The organism is Klebsiella sp. S69, assembly GCF_016516145.1.
GTDB lineage: Bacteria > Pseudomonadota > Gammaproteobacteria > Enterobacterales > Enterobacteriaceae > Klebsiella > Klebsiella oxytoca.
On the sequence record NZ_JACVUU010000009.1, the window covers coordinates 83575 to 101486 of the forward strand.

At 54.2% G+C, this 17912-nt stretch carries 16 protein-coding genes; 15 read left to right on the forward strand and 1 reads right to left on the reverse strand.

The window, feature by feature from the left end; all coding sequences use genetic code 11:
* The first annotated feature begins 181 nt into the window (after positions 1–181).
* Entirely contained in the window at positions 182–1852 is a 1671-nt protein-coding gene (locus tag IAE27_RS10845) for a ShlB/FhaC/HecB family hemolysin secretion/activation protein (RefSeq protein ID WP_047720152.1), read from the forward strand.
* A gap of 63 nt (positions 1853–1915) precedes the next feature.
* Positions 1916–3694, forward strand: coding sequence for a filamentous hemagglutinin N-terminal domain-containing protein (locus IAE27_RS10850; RefSeq protein ID WP_200092411.1), 1779 nt, complete (start codon positions 1916–1918; stop codon positions 3692–3694).
* Positions 3695–4052: 358 nt separating this feature from the next.
* Here the strand turns inward: IAE27_RS10850 and IAE27_RS10855 are convergent, their stop codons facing one another.
* The gene (locus IAE27_RS10855) at positions 4053–4535 is read right to left on the reverse strand and encodes a zinc ribbon-containing protein (protein ID WP_004100180.1); all 483 of its coding nucleotides are present in this window, start codon (positions 4533–4535) and stop codon (positions 4053–4055) included.
* 226 nt (positions 4536–4761) lie between these two features.
* Here IAE27_RS10855 and leuS point away from each other — a divergent pair, with 226 nt between their 5' ends.
* The 13 genes from leuS (at position 4762) to lipB (ending at position 17910) form a co-directional block, all read left to right on the forward strand.
* Positions 4762–7344, forward strand: a complete 2583-nt coding sequence (gene leuS / locus IAE27_RS10860; RefSeq protein WP_108704074.1) for a leucine--tRNA ligase — start codon at positions 4762–4764, stop codon at positions 7342–7344.
* Between the two features lie 14 nt (positions 7345–7358).
* Positions 7359–7940, forward strand: a complete 582-nt coding sequence (lptE, locus tag IAE27_RS10865; RefSeq protein ID WP_004100169.1) for an LPS assembly lipoprotein LptE — start codon at positions 7359–7361, stop codon at positions 7938–7940.
* The gene (gene holA, locus IAE27_RS10870) at positions 7940–8971 is read left to right on the forward strand and encodes a DNA polymerase III subunit delta (protein ID WP_023320564.1); all 1032 of its coding nucleotides are present in this window, start codon (positions 7940–7942) and stop codon (positions 8969–8971) included. The genes lptE and holA overlap by 1 nt, the downstream gene beginning before the upstream one ends.
* Positions 8964–9614, forward strand: coding sequence for a nicotinate-nucleotide adenylyltransferase (nadD, locus tag IAE27_RS10875; RefSeq protein WP_004111375.1), 651 nt, complete (start codon positions 8964–8966; stop codon positions 9612–9614). The genes holA and nadD overlap by 8 nt, the downstream gene beginning before the upstream one ends.
* A 46-nt stretch (positions 9615–9660) precedes the next feature.
* Positions 9661–10290 (forward strand): adenosylcobalamin/alpha-ribazole phosphatase, encoded by a 630-nt coding sequence (locus IAE27_RS10880; RefSeq protein WP_154022725.1) that lies wholly within the window; start codon positions 9661–9663, stop codon positions 10288–10290.
* A 222-nt stretch (positions 10291–10512) separates the two neighbouring features.
* Positions 10513–10830, forward strand: a complete 318-nt coding sequence (rsfS, locus tag IAE27_RS10885) for a ribosome silencing factor (protein ID WP_004100162.1) — start codon at positions 10513–10515, stop codon at positions 10828–10830.
* A 3-nt stretch (positions 10831–10833) separates the two neighbouring features.
* Positions 10834–11301 carry a 23S rRNA (pseudouridine(1915)-N(3))-methyltransferase RlmH gene (gene rlmH, locus IAE27_RS10890; RefSeq protein WP_004100160.1) on the forward strand — a complete coding sequence of 156 codons (468 nt, stop codon included), beginning with the start codon at positions 10834–10836 and terminating at the stop codon, positions 11299–11301.
* A gap of 27 nt (positions 11302–11328) precedes the next feature.
* Entirely contained in the window at positions 11329–13230 is a 1902-nt protein-coding gene (gene mrdA / locus IAE27_RS10895; RefSeq protein ID WP_004100158.1) for a peptidoglycan DD-transpeptidase MrdA, read from the forward strand.
* Positions 13230–14342, forward strand: coding sequence for a peptidoglycan glycosyltransferase MrdB (gene mrdB / locus IAE27_RS10900; protein ID WP_004100156.1), 1113 nt, complete (start codon positions 13230–13232; stop codon positions 14340–14342). Before mrdA ends, mrdB begins: the two co-directional genes overlap by 1 nt.
* A gap of 10 nt (positions 14343–14352) precedes the next feature.
* The gene (rlpA, locus tag IAE27_RS10905) at positions 14353–15453 is read left to right on the forward strand and encodes an endolytic peptidoglycan transglycosylase RlpA (protein ID WP_004100155.1); all 1101 of its coding nucleotides are present in this window, start codon (positions 14353–14355) and stop codon (positions 15451–15453) included.
* A 142-nt stretch (positions 15454–15595) separates the two neighbouring features.
* Complete coding sequence (gene dacA, locus IAE27_RS10910; RefSeq protein ID WP_004100154.1) at positions 15596–16795, forward strand: D-alanyl-D-alanine carboxypeptidase DacA; 1200 nt, start codon at positions 15596–15598, stop codon at positions 16793–16795.
* A 106-nt stretch (positions 16796–16901) separates the two neighbouring features.
* On the forward strand, positions 16902–17165 hold the full coding sequence (gene ybeD / locus IAE27_RS10915; protein WP_004100153.1) for a DUF493 family protein YbeD: 264 nt from the start codon (positions 16902–16904) through the stop codon (positions 17163–17165).
* A 100-nt stretch (positions 17166–17265) separates the two neighbouring features.
* The gene (gene lipB, locus IAE27_RS10920) at positions 17266–17910 is read left to right on the forward strand and encodes a lipoyl(octanoyl) transferase LipB (RefSeq protein WP_004100152.1); all 645 of its coding nucleotides are present in this window, start codon (positions 17266–17268) and stop codon (positions 17908–17910) included.
* The last annotated feature ends 2 nt before the right edge of the window (positions 17911–17912 follow it).

A 17912-nucleotide genomic window follows, 5' to 3' on the forward strand; every position in this document is an offset into this window, starting at 1 on the left:
GGCGGGTGAATGGATAAACCGCCACGGCATCGTTAGCATACAGCCTCTTGTAATAATCCCCCGGAGTATGAATTATTTAAAAATAATATTTCAATCGACTTGCTATACGTCGCTGGCTATTTCCGACCGCGCATAGCTATTAATAATAATCTCACTCAATGAAACAAACGGATATTGCTTCATGTGGACTAATACCAACAGCCTGGCCATTATTTTGTGTTTAAATCTGCTCACCTGTTTTACTGCCCGCGCGGGTATTGAGGCCGCAACGGTAAACCAGGTTGAACAGGATAAAGCCCGTGAAAGCGCATTAATGCCCCATCAGCAGCAATACCAATCCTCTCGTAGCCATGTAAAAACGCAAACTTTAATATTTCCCGAAGAAGCGACCTGCAGATATATCACGCAAGTTGATATTGCCTCCGAGGACAAAGCAAAAACCACCGCCCTCCTCGGAAAGATCGCCTCCCAGGCGATTGGCCATTGTTTAGGTGTGGAAGGAATTCGTCTGCTGACGACCGCTTTGCAAAATGAGCTGATAACGCAAGGGTATATCACTTCCCTGATCGATGTTCCGTCCCAGTCATTAGAAGGCGGCATTCTGAAGATAACGCTTGTTTATGGCAAAACGGGGCATATTGCTTTTGCGCCGAATAGCGCCACGACGAACCTGTGGACCTCGATGCCCACGCATACCGGTAAGATCCTGCGCCTTAGCGATCTTGAACAAGGGATGGCTAACCTGCAACGCCAGCCTGGCGCCAGCGCCCATATGAAACTGCGGCCGGGGGAACATATCGGCGAGAGCGATATTGAAATCGCCCGCGTAACGGATAAACAGTGGCAGGTTGGCGCCTGGCTTGATGATGCCGGTAGCCGCGCCAGCGGGCGCTATCAGGGCGGCGGCGCGCTGTACCTGTACGATTTATCCTCACTGAACGATATTCTGTCCATCTCGGCAGGCGGCGACGTTGAATTCAACCAGCATAACGACGGCAACCATAACGGCAACCTTTACTACTCCGTACCTTTTGGTTACTGGTCATTGAGCATGTACGGCTCCTACAGCCAGTACCGCCAGCTGTTTAAAGGAAGATGGTCAAGCATCGATTATAAAAGTAAAAACCGTTATTACAGCGCGACCCTTAGCCGCCTGCTTTCACACACCCGACAGCAAAAAACGACCGCCGATCTGCGCATAGCGAAAAGCAGTTCACACTACTTTTTTGGCGGCGATGAGCTTTACGTTATGCGCAAACAGAATCCGGTCTGGGAATTTACCCTGCGCCACCAGCGCTATTTTAACAATAAAATTGTCGACGCCAGCGTGGGTATTCAGCGCAGCCTTCCGTGGCTCAGCTCCGTGCCTACGCCAGAGGAAAAAGCCGGTTTATACAGCCGCCATTCGCGCGTCGTGCATGCCGATATTCAGGCATTAATGCAGTTTGCCGCAACCGGCGATAAATTTAGCTGGATGCCGCGTTTCCATGCCCAGTTCAGCCCGGATATATTATCTTCGGACAACCAGTTTAATATCGGCAATCGCTGGACGATTCGCGGTTTTGACGGCGAAAATACGCTATCGGCCAATCAGGGCTGGTACTGGCGTAACGATTTTAGCTGGAATATACCTACTGCCGACCGGCAGCTATATCTTGGCCTCGATTTCGGCAGAATCATCGGCAACGAGCGCGCGCAGCAAGGGAAAAGCCTTTCTGGCGCAGTCGGCGGGATCCGTGGAGAAATAGCATCAACGCAATATGACTTTTTTATCGGCACGCCTATCAGTAAACCTGATGACTTTCATAGCGATGCCATGAATATGGGTTTTTCATTACAGTGGAGGTATTAGTTTTCATCCGCGCATTACTGCTATTTACTGATTCATCTTTTTATATTTAAAGGAATAAATTACATGTTTAAATTCAAGGTTTCATATGTTGCGCTGGCGGCAGCGCTAAGCTCATCCGTTGTTTATGCCGACCCGTCAAGCTATACGCATAGGTCAGGGGCAAATGTTATTGATATTGAAGCGCCTAATGCCGCAGGCGTCTCGCATAACTTATATCGCGAATTCAACGTCGGCCCTAACGGCACTATTTTAAACAACAGCGCCAGCGACGTGAACCACAGCACTCACGGTAATATCGCAAAGAATAATAATCTGACCAACGGCAGCGCTTCCGTTATTTTGAATGAAGTGACCTCCAATAAAATGAGTAACCTGCAGGGCTTTATCGAAGTTAACGGGCAAAAAGCCGATGTCGTGATCGCCAACTCCAACGGCATCACCTGCTCCGGGTGCAGTTTTATCAACACCAACAAAGCGGTACTCACCACGGGCCAGGTCAACCTGAGCGATACCGGGGCGATTGATAGCTATACGGTCACACAAGGGAAAATCACCATCGGTGATAAAGGTATGGATGCCTCTACTAACTATGCCGCCCTGCTTGCGGATGCCATTGCGATTAACGGCAGCGTAACTGCCGCCAATGCTACATTGGGTGCGGGTAACTTCACGTTTGACAATAAGACCGGGAAAATAGCTACCCTTGGGAGAACAGCAACGGTTATGCAAATGATCTTTCCGGAATACAGCATCGATATCAGTAACCTGGGTGGAATCAAGGCCAATAGTATTAGCATGGTGGGTAATACCTTAGGTCTTGGCGTGCGTAATAAAGGCACTATTACCGCAAATGCCGCGCTCGCCATGACCAGCTATGGTTCTCTGGTTAATGAAGGGGCCATCAACGGGAATGGTCTTATGACAAATATTGTTTCAGCATTGGATATGAAAAATACGGGTACGATTAAAAGTACCGCTTACGTTACACAACTCAGTAGCATGGATACCCTAACCAATGATGGCACTATTTCCAGCAGCCAGGGGTTAGCGATTAGCTCGACGGGTAACCTGGTTAATACAGGTACCATTAGCGGAACTAAAGCATTATCCGTAGCCAGCAATGGCGATATCACTACTCGCTATGGCTCATATATCCTATCCGATGGCCAGTTAGACGTGTCCGCCAAAAATATCAACAACGGCGGTTCAATCCGGGGTAATGTCACGAACGTTGCCTTCAGCGGCGATAACCTCAACGTTACCGGCAATATCTGGGGCTACTCCAGCCTCAACGTGAAATCTGTAAAGGATGACCAAATCAATTCCGGGAAAATATATAATTCAGGACGGATTTCAGGCAATGACGTAACGATTACCACTAATGGAAATTTGGATCAGGAGGGTAATGTTGTTGGTCAAAACTCGTTATCGATTAAAAGTAATGCTATAGATAATGTTTATTATATTTATGGAAAGTCATTAAATATAGAAAGTAATTATGTTCGCAACAGAGCAACAATCGATGGCTATAATAACAATATCGCCGCTGCCAACGGCATACTTAATGAAGGTCAGCTTTCTGCGAGTGGAGATTTATCTTTAAAAACGCTAAATCATGCTAACATTACCAATTACAATACTATCAAAGCCAACGGCAACCTGACGATATCCACAGGAACAGTCAAAAATGGCGGCTATCGCTGCGGATTTTTTTATCTGGCAACCTGCGGTAAGGGCTCTATTTCCGCTAACAAACTGGTCCTTAATTCTTCTCATAACTACGCCTATGAAATGGGCGGGCAACAGCAGTATAAATATGCTGAAATAAATACTATTCGTTAAAAAATAAGCGATGCGCTGGTAACGGCGCATCGCCAATAATTAACCACAACAGGCCACGCCTTGCATCAGGCAAAGCCCATCCACCTTTAGCAAGCGATCGCCATCATCATCTCGTGCATCGAGCATCTTATTGCAAACTAATTTGGTCAAAAGAATATGCGGTGATACCTGCGATGGGCTGCACGATAATCTGTAGCTGGCTAAGTGAAAAAATGAGTGGCACACCAGTTGAGATAAAAAAGATGAACGACGTATTCTTAAAACGGAAGCCAATATATAACTGATATTGGCTAAAAAATTTACAATTAATCATTTTTAATCGGGCCCGATGCAATAATTATGCACCAGACCCGATCGATCAGGGCTCGAACGGGCGACGCTGGAACTGATCGTGCCCGCATTTTGGACAACGCGGCAGCACGTCCGGCGTATAAACCGGCAGATGGTAATGACACTTCTCACAGACCAGATTGCCGAGCCCAACCACTTCGCCGCTGTGATAAACGCCGTGGTGGCTGAGATCCTGGAACACTTCGCGCCACTCAAGCTGGGTTTTGTCGGTGATATCCGCCAGCTCCTGCCACAGACTCTCCTTAATCACGCGCATAAAGACGCTATCGGTGAGCTCCTCCTGACTCTCTTCATAGCTGAGCGCAAACTCTTCCAGATCGCGTCTGACGGCGCGAATAACGTTGTCGATTTCACTCTGCGTTAACTCACCGGACTGGCTAATCCTTACCCTGGCCTGCTCCACCAGCGCGTCGATATCGCGTTCTCCATTGCGTAAACGCTCGCTGAGCGTCGACACCAGCTCTCGGTAAAACTGAGCTACCTTGTTCATCTTTTCGCCTCCGGTGTGGTTAACTTCTTCTAATGATAGACGTTATCTGCACATAGCTCTGCCCGTCATGCCACAGAGTCGTGAAATATTCTCTGGCGCTTTCCTCGCGGTAAGTGTGTGAAAGGCTGTTTTGACGTTGGCGTTTGGGCTATGCTATGCCGATCTGAAATAACACATCCATTGGCTACATTTTGTAGCTGTATTGAAAACAGGACCACTGGCTGCCATGCAAGAGCAATACCGCCCGGAAGAGATAGAATCAAAAGTCCAGCAACACTGGGACGAGAAGCGCACCTTTGAAGTTACCGAAGACGAGAGTAAAGAGAAGTATTACTGCCTGTCGATGCTTCCCTATCCTTCTGGTCGACTACACATGGGCCACGTGCGCAACTACACCATTGGCGACGTAATTTCCCGTTACCAGCGCATGTTAGGCAAGAACGTGCTGCAGCCTATCGGCTGGGATGCGTTTGGCCTGCCTGCGGAAGGCGCGGCGGTGAAAAACAACACAGCTCCGGCACCGTGGACATACGACAATATCGCCTACATGAAGAATCAGCTGAAAAAGCTGGGCTTTGGCTATGACTGGAGCCGCGAAGTGGCGACCTGCACCCCGGAATACTACCGCTGGGAGCAGAAGTTCTTCACCGAGCTGTATAAAAAAGGCCTGGTCTACAAAAAAACCTCCGCGGTGAACTGGTGCCCGAACGACCAGACCGTTCTGGCGAACGAGCAGGTTATCGACGGCTGCTGCTGGCGCTGCGATACCAAAGTTGAGCGTAAAGAGATCCCGCAGTGGTTTATTAAAATCACCGCTTACGCTGACGAGCTGCTGAACGATCTTGATAACCTGGATCACTGGCCGGATACCGTGAAGACCATGCAGCGTAACTGGATTGGCCGCTCCGAAGGCGTCGAAATCTCCTTCGATGTTAATGACTACGCCGACAAGCTGACCGTCTACACCACCCGCCCGGACACCTTTATGGGCTGCACGTATCTGGCCGTGGCGGCGGGTCACCCGCTGGCGCAGCAGGCTGCGGCGAACAACCCTGCACTGGCATCATTTATCGACGAATGCCGCAATACCAAAGTTGCCGAGGCCGAAATGGCAACTATGGAGAAAAAAGGCGTCGATACCGGTTTTAAAGCGATTCATCCGCTGACCGGCGAAGCGATCCCGGTCTGGGCGGCAAACTTTGTCCTGATGGAGTACGGCACCGGCGCGGTAATGGCCGTTCCGGGTCACGATCAGCGCGACTACGAGTTTGCCAGTAAATACGGTCTGAAGATCAAGCCGGTCATTCTGGCCGCCGACGGTTCCGAACCGGATCTCTCCGAACAGGCGCTGACCGAAAAAGGCGTGCTGTTCAACTCTGGCGAATTCGACGGTCTGGATCACGAAGCTGGCTTTAACGCCATCGCCGATAAGCTGGCTTCACTTGGCGTCGGCGAACGTAAAGTGAATTACCGCCTGCGCGACTGGGGCGTTTCCCGTCAGCGCTACTGGGGCGCGCCGATTCCAATGGTGACGCTGGAAGACGGTACCGTAATGCCGACTCCGGAAGATCAGCTGCCGGTAATTCTGCCGGAAGATGTGGTCATGGACGGCATCACCAGCCCCATTAAAGCCGATCCTGAGTGGGCGAAAACCACCGTAAACGGCCAGCCGGCGCTGCGTGAAACCGATACCTTTGATACCTTCATGGAATCCTCCTGGTACTACGCGCGCTATACCTGCCCGCAGTACGACCAGGGCATGCTGGACCCGGAAGCGGCGAACTACTGGCTGCCGGTGGATATTTATATCGGCGGTATCGAACACGCCATCATGCACCTGCTGTACTTCCGCTTCTTCCACAAGCTGATGCGCGACGCGGGCATGGTTAACTCTGACGAACCGGCAAAACAGCTGCTTTGCCAGGGCATGGTGCTGGCGGATGCCTTCTACTACGTTGGCGCGAACGGGGAACGTAACTGGGTCTCTCCGGTTGACGCGATCGTTGAGCGCGATGAGAAAGGCCGCATTGCGAAGGCGAGAGATGCTGAAGGCCATGAGCTGGTCTATACCGGCATGAGCAAGATGTCCAAGTCGAAAAACAACGGCATCGACCCGCAGGTCATGGTTCAACGTTACGGCGCCGATACCGTGCGTCTGTTTATGATGTTCGCCTCGCCGGCTGACATGACGCTGGAGTGGCAGGAGTCCGGCGTGGAAGGAGCCAACCGCTTCCTGAAACGCGTCTGGAAACTGGTTTACGAGCATACCACGCAGGGTGAAGTTGCCGCGCTGGATGTTGCCAGCCTCAGCGAAGATCAAAAAGCGCTGCGCCGCGACGTACACAAAACGATCGCTAAAGTGACCGATGATATCGGCCGCCGTCAGACCTTCAATACCGCGATCGCGGCGATTATGGAGCTGATGAACAAGCTGGCGAAAGCGCCGCAGGAAAGCGAACAGGATCGCGCGCTGATGCGTGAGGCTCTGCTGGCGGTCGTTCGCATGCTCAACCCGTTCACCCCGCACGCCAGCTTTACCCTGTGGCAGGAGCTGGGCGGCGAAGGCGATATTGACAACACGCCGTGGCCGGTTGCGGACGAAAGCGCTATGGTTGAAGACACCACGCTGGTTGTCGTCCAGGTAAATGGTAAAGTTCGTGGTAAAATTACCGTTGCGGTAGATGCAACCGAAGAGCAGGTGCGCGAGCGTGCGGCTCAGGAGCATCTGGTCGCGAAATATCTCGACGGTGTGACCGTGCGTAAAGTGATCTACGTTCCGGGTAAACTGCTCAATCTGGTAGTTGGCTAAGCGCGGGAGGAAGCGTGCGATATCTGGCAACATTGTTGTTAACTCTGGCGGTGTTAATCACCGCCGGTTGTGGCTGGCACCTGCGTAGCACTACGCAGGTTCCGACCGCAATGAAAACCATGATCTTCCAGTCGGGCGATCCAAATGGTCCATTAAGTCGCGCTGTCCGTAATCAGCTGCGCCTGAACGGCGTCGAGCTGGTTGATGCCAGTACGCTGCGCAAGGATATCCCTTCCCTGCGTCTGGAGTCATCGTCCATTCAGAAAGACACGGCATCTATTTTCCAGGATGGCCGTACTGCTGAATATCAGATGGTGATGACGGTGAATGCCAGCGTCCTGATCCCTGGTCATGATATCTATCCCATCACGACCAAAGTCTACCGTTCGTTCTTCGATAACCCGCAGGCGGCGTTAGCGAAAGATGCCGAGCAGGACATGATCATTCAGGAAATGTACGACAAAGCAGCCGAACAGCTGATCCGTAAGCTGCCGAGCGTACACGTTGCGGATGTCGAAGCTACCAAAGAGGATGAGAAGCCGGTGAACGCCGCTTCCACCTCCGGCAATCGCGTCTCCACCACGCTGGGTAACTGATGATTCGGTTGTACCCGGAACAGCTCCGCGCGCAGCTCACTGAAGGGCTGCGCGCGGCCTATCTGCTGCTTGGCAACGACCCGCTGCTGTTGCAGGAAAGCCAGGACGCCATCCGCGAAGCCGCTGCCGCCCAGGGCTTTATCGAACACCATACCGCCAGCATTGATGCCAGCACCGACTGGTCTGCCCTTTTCTCCCTCAGTCAGGCGATGAGCCTGTTTGCCAGCCGCCAGACGCTGCTGCTGATCCTGCCGGAGAACGGCCCCAATGCGGCAATCAACGAACAGCTCGCCACGCTTGTCAGCATGCTGCATGACGATCTTCTGCTGATCGTGCGCGGCAATAAGCTGACGAAAGCGCAGGAGAACGCCGCGTGGATCGCCGCTCTTGCCAGCCGTGCCGTTCAGGTTAGCTGTCAGACGCCGGAATATGCCCAGCTGCCGCGCTGGCTTGCCGCGCGCGCAAAGCAGCATCATCTGCAGCTTGATGACGCAGCCAGCCAGCTGCTGTGCTACTGCTATGAAGGCAATCTGCTGGCGCTGGCGCAGGCTCTGGAGCGCCTCTCGCTACTGTGGCCGGACGGTAAACTGACCCTGCCGCGCGTTGAGCAGGCAGTCAACGACGCCGCGCATTTCACGCCTTATCATTGGGTTGATGCGCTGCTGGCGGGTAAAAGCAAACGCGTCCTGCACGTTTTGCAACAGCTGCGGCTGGAAGGCAGTGAACCGGCTATCCTGCTGCGCACCCTACAGCGTGAACTGCTGCTGCTGGTCAACCTGAAGCGGCAATCAGCCCATACGCCGCTGCGTACCCTGTTTGACAAGCATCGGGTGTGGCAAAACCGACGCCAGCTGGTCAGCGACGCGCTGGCCCGCCTGAGCGCCGACCAGCTGCGCCAGGCCGTCACGTTGTTGACCCGCGCCGAGCTCACCTTTAAGCAGGATTACGGGCACTCCGTCTGGCCCGAGCTGGAAAGTCTCTCTTTGTTGCTCTGCCATAAAGCGCTGGCAGACGTTTTTATTGATGGTTGATATGACTCAGTTACAGGCGATGTACGGCGGCACCTTCGATCCGGTGCATTACGGTCACCTCAAACCGGTGGAAATTCTGGCCAACCAAATCGGCCTCAATCGCGTCACCATTGTGCCTAACAACGTGCCACCGCATCGCCCGCAGCCCGAAGCGACCAGCGACCAGCGACGGCATATGCTGGAACTGGCTATCGCCGATAAGCCGCTGTTTATCCTCGACGATCGTGAACTTAGGCGCGATACGCCGTCCTATTCTGCGCAGACCCTGCGCGAGTGGCGCCAGGAGCAGGGGCCGGGACGGCCGCTGGCGTTTATCATAGGCCAGGATTCGCTGCTGACTTTTACCTCCTGGCACGACTATGCCAGCATCCTTGATAACGTTCATTTGATCGTCTGCCGACGCCCCGGCTACCCGCTGACGATGGCGTGCGAGCAGGATCAGCAGTGGCTGGACAAGCATCTCACCCATGACGTCGAGCGGCTGCATAGCGCCCCGGCAGGCGTTATCTACCTGGCCGAAACGCCGTGGTTTGATATCTCAGCAACCCTTATTCGCCAGCGTCTGGAAGCAGGCGAGTCCTGCGCGGACATGATGCCGGAAAGCGTGCTTGAGTATATCCACCAGCAAAAGCTTTACTGCTAGCCTGGCAGCCAGGACGGTCTCAGAGACGCCTTTCGAGAGGGTCATCATGAAATTATGGTTAGTTCGGCATGGCGAAACCGAGGCCAACGTCGCAGGTCTCTACAGCGGGCATGCCCCCACTGCGTTAACGGAACGTGGAATCAGACAGGCCCAAACGCTCGGACAGCGTCTGCATGCCGTTCCGTTTGAGCGCGTGTTTTGTAGTGATCTTGAGCGCACCCAGCGCACGGCCAGCCTGCTGCTGGGGGAACGGAGCATCCCCCGCCATACCTTCGCTGAGCTCAATGAAATGTTCTTCGGCGACTGGGAAATGCGCCACCATCGCGATTTGCAGCATGAAGATGCTGAAAACTACGCCGCCTGGTGCGCCGACTGGCAGCATGCGGCGCCTACCAACGGAGAGGGCTTTCAGGCCTTTTCCGAGCGCGTTTGCCGCTTTACTGCCACCCTCTCTCAGTATCAGGAACTTAATCATCTGCTGATCGTCGGTCACCAGGGGGTTCTGAGCCTGTTAATCGCTCATCTTCTGCACATGCCGGCTTCGGCGATGTGGCACTTTCCCATCGAGCATGGCGCGTGGAGCCTGATCGATCTCCTGCCTGAATTCACCACGCTGCGGGTGCTAAATAGCCGGGCCGTTTGGCTGGCGGAAGAAGAATTGCGCGCAGACCATTGACAGTGCAAAGCAGGCTGCTATTCTCCGCAGCCAGGCTGTATCCGCCATTTGAACTTTGCAGAAATTGTTTTACAAAAATGGCGATGCAATCATCGGCGATGGATGGGATGATAGCCGCCTTCACCGCCCGTTTATCGACATTTATCCCGACTTTGCCAACAGTTCGGGTATACTGTCAGGCTGTTTATTGTTTTTCACTCTTCACACACCCAGGGGGAACTCTTGCAGGGTAAAGCACTCCAGGATTTTGTTATCGACAAAATTGATGACCTGAAAGGTCAGGACATCGTTGCCATTGACGTTCATGGCAAATCCAGCATTACAGATTGCATGGTCATCTGCACAGGCACTTCCACGCGCCATGTTATGTCCATCGCTGACCACGTCGTGCAGGAGTCTCGCGCCGCCGGGATGCTGCCGCTGGGCGTTGAAGGCGAAGCCGCCGCGGACTGGATCGTGGTCGATCTCGGCGACGTTATGGTTCACGTCATGCAGGAAGAGAGCCGTCGTCTGTACGAGCTGGAAAAACTCTGGAGTTAACGCGTGAAGCTGCACCTGGTAGCCGTTGGCACCAAAATGCCGGACTGGGTTCAGACCGGCTTTAGTGAATATCTGCGCCGTTTTCCAAAGGATATGCCGTTCGAACTGGTGGAAATCCCCGCCGGTAAACGCGGCAAAAACGCCGACATCAAACGCATTCTTGAAAAAGAGGGCGAAATGATGCTGGCGGCAGCAGGCAAAAACCGCATCGTCACCCTGGATATTCCGGGGAAACCGTGGGATACGCCGCAGCTGGCGCGCGAACTGGAACGCTGGAAACAGGATGGCCGCGACGTCAGCCTGCTTATCGGCGGCCCGGAAGGCCTTTCACCCGCCTGCAAAGCGGCGGCGGAACAAAGTTGGTCGCTCTCAACGCTCACCCTACCTCACCCGCTGGTTCGCGTACTGGTGGCCGAGAGTCTGTATCGGGCGTGGAGCATTACCACCAACCACCCTTACCACCGTGAGTAATGATGACCAGGGTAGACTAAGCAGCGAATGAAATTACAGAATTCTTTCCGCGACTATTCGGCTGAATCCTCGCTGTTCGTGCGCCGGGCGCTGGTCGCTTTTTTGGGGATTTTGCTGCTTACCGGCGTACTGATCGCCAACCTTTATAACGTGCAGATTGTGCGTTATACCGACTATCAAACGCGTTCAAACGAAAACCGCATTAAACTGGTCCCGATTCCGCCGAGCCGCGGCATTATCTACGATCGCAACGGCACGCCGCTGGCGCTTAACCGCACGATTTACCAGCTGGAGATGATGCCGGAGAAGGTCGACAACGTTCAGCAAACGCTGGATGCGCTGCGCGACGTTATCGATCTCACCGATGACGATGTGGCGAACTTTAAAAAAGAGCGCGCCCGCTCGCATCGTTTTACCTCCATTCCGGTCAAAGTTAACCTCAGCGAAGTGCAGGTTGCCCGTTTCGCGGTCAACCAGTACCGCTTTCCCGGGGTGGAAGTTAAAGGCTATAAGCGCCGCTACTATCCCTATAACTCCGCTCTGACCCACGTTATCGGCTACGTCTCTAAAATTAACGATAAAGACGTCGATCGCCTGGATAAAGAGGGCAAGCTGGCTAATTATGCCTCCACGCACGATATCGGCAAGCTGGGGATCGAGCGCTACTACGAAGATGTCCTGCACGGGCAAACCGGCTATGAAGAGGTTGAAGTGAACAACCGCGGCCGCGTGATTCGTCAGCTCAAAGAGGTGCCCCCGCAGGCCGGGCGCGATATCTATTTAACGCTCGACCTTAAGCTCCAGCAGTATATTGAAACCCTGCTCGCCGGCAGCCGCGCGGCGGTCGTCGTCACGGACCCGCGAACCGGCGCTATCCTCGCGCTGGTTTCGACGCCAAGCTACGACCCTAATCTGTTCGTTGACGGTATTTCCAGCAAGGATTACTCCGGACTCCTCAACGATCCTAATACGCCGCTGGTCAACCGCGCGACCCAGGGCGTTTACCCGCCGGCTTCGACGGTTAAGCCATACGTTGCGGTCTCAGCGCTCAGCGCCGGGGTCATAACCCGCAACACCAGCCTGTTTGACCCCGGCTGGTGGCAGCTTCCCGGCTCGGAAAAACGCTACCGTGACTGGAAAAAGTGGGGCCACGGCCATCTGAATGTCACCAAAGCGCTGGAAGAGTCCGCCGATACCTACTTCTATCAGGTTGCCTATGATATGGGCATCGACCGCCTGTCTGAGTGGATGGGTAAATTCGGCTACGGCCACTATACCGGCGTTGATCTGGCGGAAGAGCGCTCCGGTAATATGCCGACTCGCGAATGGAAGCTCAAGCGCTTCAAGAAACCGTGGTACCAGGGCGATACCATCCCGGTCGGGATCGGACAGGGCTACTGGACCGCAACGCCTATTCAGATGAACAAGGCGCTGATGATCCTGATTAACGACGGAGTAGTTAAAGTACCGCATCTGCTGCAAAGCACGGTGGAAGACGGTAAACCGGTTCCCTGGGTTCAGCCGCATGAACCGCCGGTCGGAGACATTCACTCTGGTTTTTGGGAAATCGCTAAAGACGGGATGTATGGCGTAGCCAACCGAGGCAACGGTACCGCGCATAAATACTTTGCCAGCGCACCGTATAAAATCGCGGCCAAGTCAGGTACCGCCCAGGTCTTTGGCCTGAAAGCCAATGAGACCTATAACGCGCACAGAATCGCCGAACGCCTGCGTGACCATAAACTGATGACGGCGTTTGCCCCTTACAACAACCCCCAGGTTGCCGTAGCCATTATTCTTGAGAACGGCGGCGCAGGTCCGGCAGTCGGTACCATTATGCGTCAGATTCTCGATCATATAATGCTGGGCGATAACAACACCAATCTGCCGACTGAAAATCCGGCGGTAACGGCTGGGGAGGATCAATAATGACTGATAATCCGAACAAAAAATCGCTATGGGATAAAATCCACCTCGATCCCACCATGCTGCTTATCCTGCTGGCGCTGCTGACCTACAGCGCGCTGGTTATCTGGAGCGCCAGCGGTCAGGATATGGGCATGATGGAGCGTAAAATCGGCCAGATCGCTATGGGGATTGTTATTATGATCGTCATGGCGCAAATCCCGCCGCGGGTCTATGAAGGCTGGGCGCCCTATCTCTATATTTTCTGTATTATTCTGCTGGTGGCGGTTGATGCCTTCGGCGCCATTTCCAAAGGGGCGCAGCGCTGGCTGGATCTCGGCATCGTCCGCTTCCAGCCGTCGGAAATCGCTAAAATAGCCGTACCGCTGATGGTGGCGCGCTTTATCAACCGCGACGTGTGTCCGCCATCGCTGAAAAATACCGCCATCGCGCTGGTGCTGATTTTCCTGCCCACGCTGCTGGTCGCCGCGCAGCCTGACCTCGGAACCTCGATTCTGGTCGCCCTGTCCGGTCTGTTTGTCCTGTTTCTCTCTGGCCTGAGCTGGCGTCTGATTGGTATTGCGGTGGTGCTGGTCGCCGCCTTTATTCCGATCCTCTGGTTCTTCCTGATGCATGACTATCAGCGCCAGCGCGTAATGATGCTGCTCGACCCGGAAACCGATCCGCTCGGCGCGGGTTACCACATTATTCAGTCAAAGATCGCTATCGGCTCCGGCGGGTTGCGCGGTAAAGGCTGGCTGCACGGTACCCAGTCGCAGCTGGAGTTTCTGCCAGAACGCCATACCGACTTTATCTTTGCGGTACTGGCGGAAGAACTGGGGCTGATTGGCGTACTGATCCTGCTGGCGCTGTATATACTGCTTATCATGCGCGGACTCTGGATCGCCGCCCAGGCGCAAACCACCTTTGGCCGAGTGATGGCCGGTGGTTTAATGTTGATTTTATTCGTTTATGTCTTCGTAAATATTGGTATGGTAAGTGGTATTTTACCGGTGGTGGGGGTACCTTTGCCGCTGGTCAGCTACGGGGGCTCTGCCCTAATCGTATTGATGGCCGGGTTTGGTATCGTCATGTCGATCCATACTCACAGAAAAATGTTGTCGAAAAGCGTGTAAGGGGTTCGCGATGCGTAAGCAATGGCTGGGGATCTGCATAGCAGCAGGGCTGCTGGCGGCATGTTCGGGTGAAGACGTTCAACAGAAAACGGTCAGCACTCCACAGCCGGCCGTTTGCAATGGCCCAACGGTGGAGATTAGCGGCGCCGATCCGCAGTACGAAACGCCTAACGCCACGGCGAATCAGGATTATGAACGCGACGGCAAAAGCTACAAAATCGTTCAGGATCCGTCCAACTTTACCCAGGCAGGTTTCGCCGCTATCTACGACGCCGAGCCCAACAGCAATCTGACCGCATCGGGAGAAGCGTTCGATCCTACGCAGCTCACCGCTGCCCATCCTACGCTGCCGATCCCAAGCTACGCGCGGATCACCAACCTGGCGAACGGCCGCATGATCGTCGTGCGCATCAACGATCGCGGGCCTTACGGTAACGATCGCGTGATCTCACTGTCGCGCGCCTCAGCCGATCGTCTGAATACATCAAATAATACCAAAGTACGTATCGACCCTATCATCGTCGCACCGGACGGCTCGCTTTCCGGGCCGGGCATGGCCTGTACGACGGTAGCCAAACAGACCTACGCCCTGCCGGCGCGCCCGAATCTTGACGGCGACGGCAGCGCGGCGATGGGGCAACCCGCGCCAACTGACGTGCACGCCATCAGCAACGCAACGCTGAAGCCGGAAGATAGCACCGGCGCACCGGTCAACAGCGGCGGTTTTCTCGGCGCGCCGACGCCGCTGAATAACGGTGTGCTGGAAGGCAGCGAGCCCGTGGTGCAAACCGCGCCGGTTACCGCGCCGGGTTCTGTTCAGGGAAGCGTAGCGCCCGCCGCCGTCGCGACCGCAGCAGTGACGCCAGCCGCAGCGGCAAGCGCCAACGGCGATTTCGTCGTACAGGTCGGCGCCGTCAGCGACCAGTCCCGTGCGCAACAGTACCAGCAGCGTCTGAGTCAGCAATTTTCCGTTCCGGGCCGCGTCATGCAAAACGGCGCGGTGTGGCGTATCCAGCTTGGCCCATTCAGCAGCAAAGCGGAGGCTAGCACGATCCAACAGCGCCTGCAAAGCGAAGCTCAGCTGCAATCATTTATTACTCGCGCCAACTAAAGGCATTGGTCCAGCCGCCCCGGTTCATTGCGTATGACAAAGTCATTAACAAAGTCGTACGCAATGTCGGATGCTGGTTCGTAGTGCATTTGTTATAGTAAGGCACTTTTTTAACTCCATCACGGATGCCGTTGTTCAGACCATGAAGACCTCTTTTACCGCTCGTTTACTCGTTACGGCGCTCTCCGTGGCAGCGCTGTCCTCCGCTGCCCGCGCCGATGACCTGAATATCAAAACTATGATCCCAGGCGCCCCGCAGATTGACGCCGAATCCTGGATTCTTATCGATTACAACTCAGGCAAAGTGCTGGCGGAAAACAACGCTGACTCCCGTCGCGACCCGGCAAGCCTGACTAAAATGATGACCAGCTATGTCATTGGTCAGGCCATGAAAGCGGGCAAATTTAAAGAGTCCGACCTGGTCACCGTAGGCAACGACGCGTGGGCAACCGGTAATCCGGTGTTCAAAGGTTCTTCGCTGATGTTCCTCAAACCGGGTATGCAGGTGCCGGTATCCCAGCTGATCCGCGGTATCAACCTGCAGTCGGGCAACGATGCCTGCGTGGCGATGGCCGACTACGTCGCCGGTAGCCAGGACGCCTTCGTCAGCCTGATGAACAACTACGTTAACGCGCTGGGCCTGAAGAACACCCATTTCCAGACCGTTCACGGCCTGGATGCCGATGGTCAGTTCAGCTCAGCGCGCGACATGGCGCTGATTGGCCAGGCGCTGATTCGCGATGTTCCAAACGAATACACCATCTACAAAGAGAAAGAATTTACCTTCAACGGTATTCGTCAGCTCAACCGCAACGGCCTGCTGTGGGATAACAGCCTCAACGTCGACGGCATTAAAACCGGCCACACGGATAAAGCGGGCTACAACCTCGTGGCATCGGCAACTGAAGGCCAGATGCGCCTCATCTCCGCCGTGATGGGCGGTCGTACCTATAAAGGACGCGAGTCCGAAAGCAAAAAGCTGCTGACCTGGGGCTTTCGCTTCTTTGAAACCGTTAACCCGATTAAAGCCGGTAAAGAATTCGCCTCTGAACCTGCCTGGTTCGGCGATAGCGATCGCGCCTCTCTCGGCGTGGATAAAGACGTTTATCTGACGATTCCTCGCGGTCGGATGAAAGATCTGAAAGCCAGCTACGTGCTGAATAATGCCGAGCTGCACGCGCCGCTGCAGAAAAACCAGGTTGTGGGCACCATTAACTTCCAGCTTGATGGCAAAACCATCGATCAGCGTCCGCTGGTGGTCCTGCAGGAAATCCCGGAAGGCAATTTCTTCGGTAAAATCATTGATTACATTAAATTAATGTTCCATCACTGGTTTGGTTAAAAACCGAACGCTTGAAAGTGTGATTTACATCCCCATATACTAGATATCCTGATAACTCCCACACGTCGTGGGAGTTATTATTTTTTGTTGTAACACCGGAGCTGACATGAAAACCAAACTTAACGAACTGCTTGAATTCCCTACCCCATTTACTTACAAAGTAATGGGACAGGCGTTGCCGGAGCTGGTTGACCAGGTGGTTGAAGTGGTACAGCGCCATGCACCAGGTGATTACTCTCCGACGGTAAAACCCAGCAGCAAAGGCAACTACCACTCTGTCTCTATTACCATCAATGCAACCCATATTGAGCAGGTAGAAACTCTCTACGAAGAGCTGGGCAATATTGAAATCGTTCGGATGGTGCTGTAAATCTCTTCCCCTGACCCGGCGTCCACGCCGGGTCATTCTCGCTTTCTCGCTGTGATATACTTCCCCACTCAAATCATTCTCTCTCTGCGGAGACGTTGTTTTGCAGCACAATAAAATTCTCATCCGCCAGCTCGGCCTGCAACCTTACGAACCTGTCTCGCAGGCAATGCACGAGTTTACCGACACCCGCGACGAGACTACGCTGGATGAAATCTGGCTGGTAGAGCACCATCCCGTATTCACTCAGGGGCAGGCAGGCAAAGCCGAACATGTTCTCGTTCCCGGCGAAATCCCGGTGATTCAGAGCGATCGCGGGGGGCAGGTCACCTATCACGGTCCCGGCCAGCAGGTGATGTACGTTCTGCTGAACCTGAAACGCCGTAAGCTGGGGGTGCGCGAGCTGGTCACGCTTCTGGAGCAAACCGTCGTGAACACCCTGGCGGAATATGACATCGAATCACACCCGCGCGCCGATGCTCCCGGCGTCTACGTGGGCGATCGGAAAATCTGCTCTCTGGGTCTGCGCATTCGTAGGGGTTGCTCATTCCACGGCCTGGCGCTAAATATCAACATGGATCTGTCGCCGTTCCTGAGAATTAACCCCTGCGGCTATGCCGGAATGGAGATGACGCAGATGCGTCAGTGGCAGCCAGATGCCCAGCCGGAAAACGTATCGCCACGTCTGGTCGCTCATCTGCTGGCGCTCCTGAACGATCCGCCATCGGAATACATTTTATCCCGTTAGCC

Coding starts and splice junctions, on each gene's coding strand:
- rlpA (WP_004100155.1), top strand. CDS start 14,353: ATGCGTAAGCAATGGCTGGGGATCTGCATAGCAGCAGGGCTGCTGGCG.
- mrdA (WP_004100158.1), top strand. CDS start 11,329: ATGAAATTACAGAATTCTTTCCGCGACTATTCGGCTGAATCCTCGCTG.
- IAE27_RS10850 (WP_200092411.1), top strand. CDS start 1,916: ATGTTTAAATTCAAGGTTTCATATGTTGCGCTGGCGGCAGCGCTAAGC.
- holA (WP_023320564.1), top strand. CDS start 7,940: ATGATTCGGTTGTACCCGGAACAGCTCCGCGCGCAGCTCACTGAAGGG.
- IAE27_RS10855 (WP_004100180.1), bottom strand. CDS start 4,535: ATGAACAAGGTAGCTCAGTTTTACCGAGAGCTGGTGTCGACGCTCAGC.
- ybeD (WP_004100153.1), top strand. CDS start 16,902: ATGAAAACCAAACTTAACGAACTGCTTGAATTCCCTACCCCATTTACT.
- mrdB (WP_004100156.1), top strand. CDS start 13,230: ATGACTGATAATCCGAACAAAAAATCGCTATGGGATAAAATCCACCTC.
- IAE27_RS10880 (WP_154022725.1), top strand. CDS start 9,661: ATGAAATTATGGTTAGTTCGGCATGGCGAAACCGAGGCCAACGTCGCA.
- IAE27_RS10845 (WP_047720152.1), top strand. CDS start 182: ATGTGGACTAATACCAACAGCCTGGCCATTATTTTGTGTTTAAATCTG.
- dacA (WP_004100154.1), top strand. CDS start 15,596: ATGAAGACCTCTTTTACCGCTCGTTTACTCGTTACGGCGCTCTCCGTG.
- leuS (WP_108704074.1), top strand. CDS start 4,762: ATGCAAGAGCAATACCGCCCGGAAGAGATAGAATCAAAAGTCCAGCAA.
- nadD (WP_004111375.1), top strand. CDS start 8,964: ATGGTTGATATGACTCAGTTACAGGCGATGTACGGCGGCACCTTCGAT.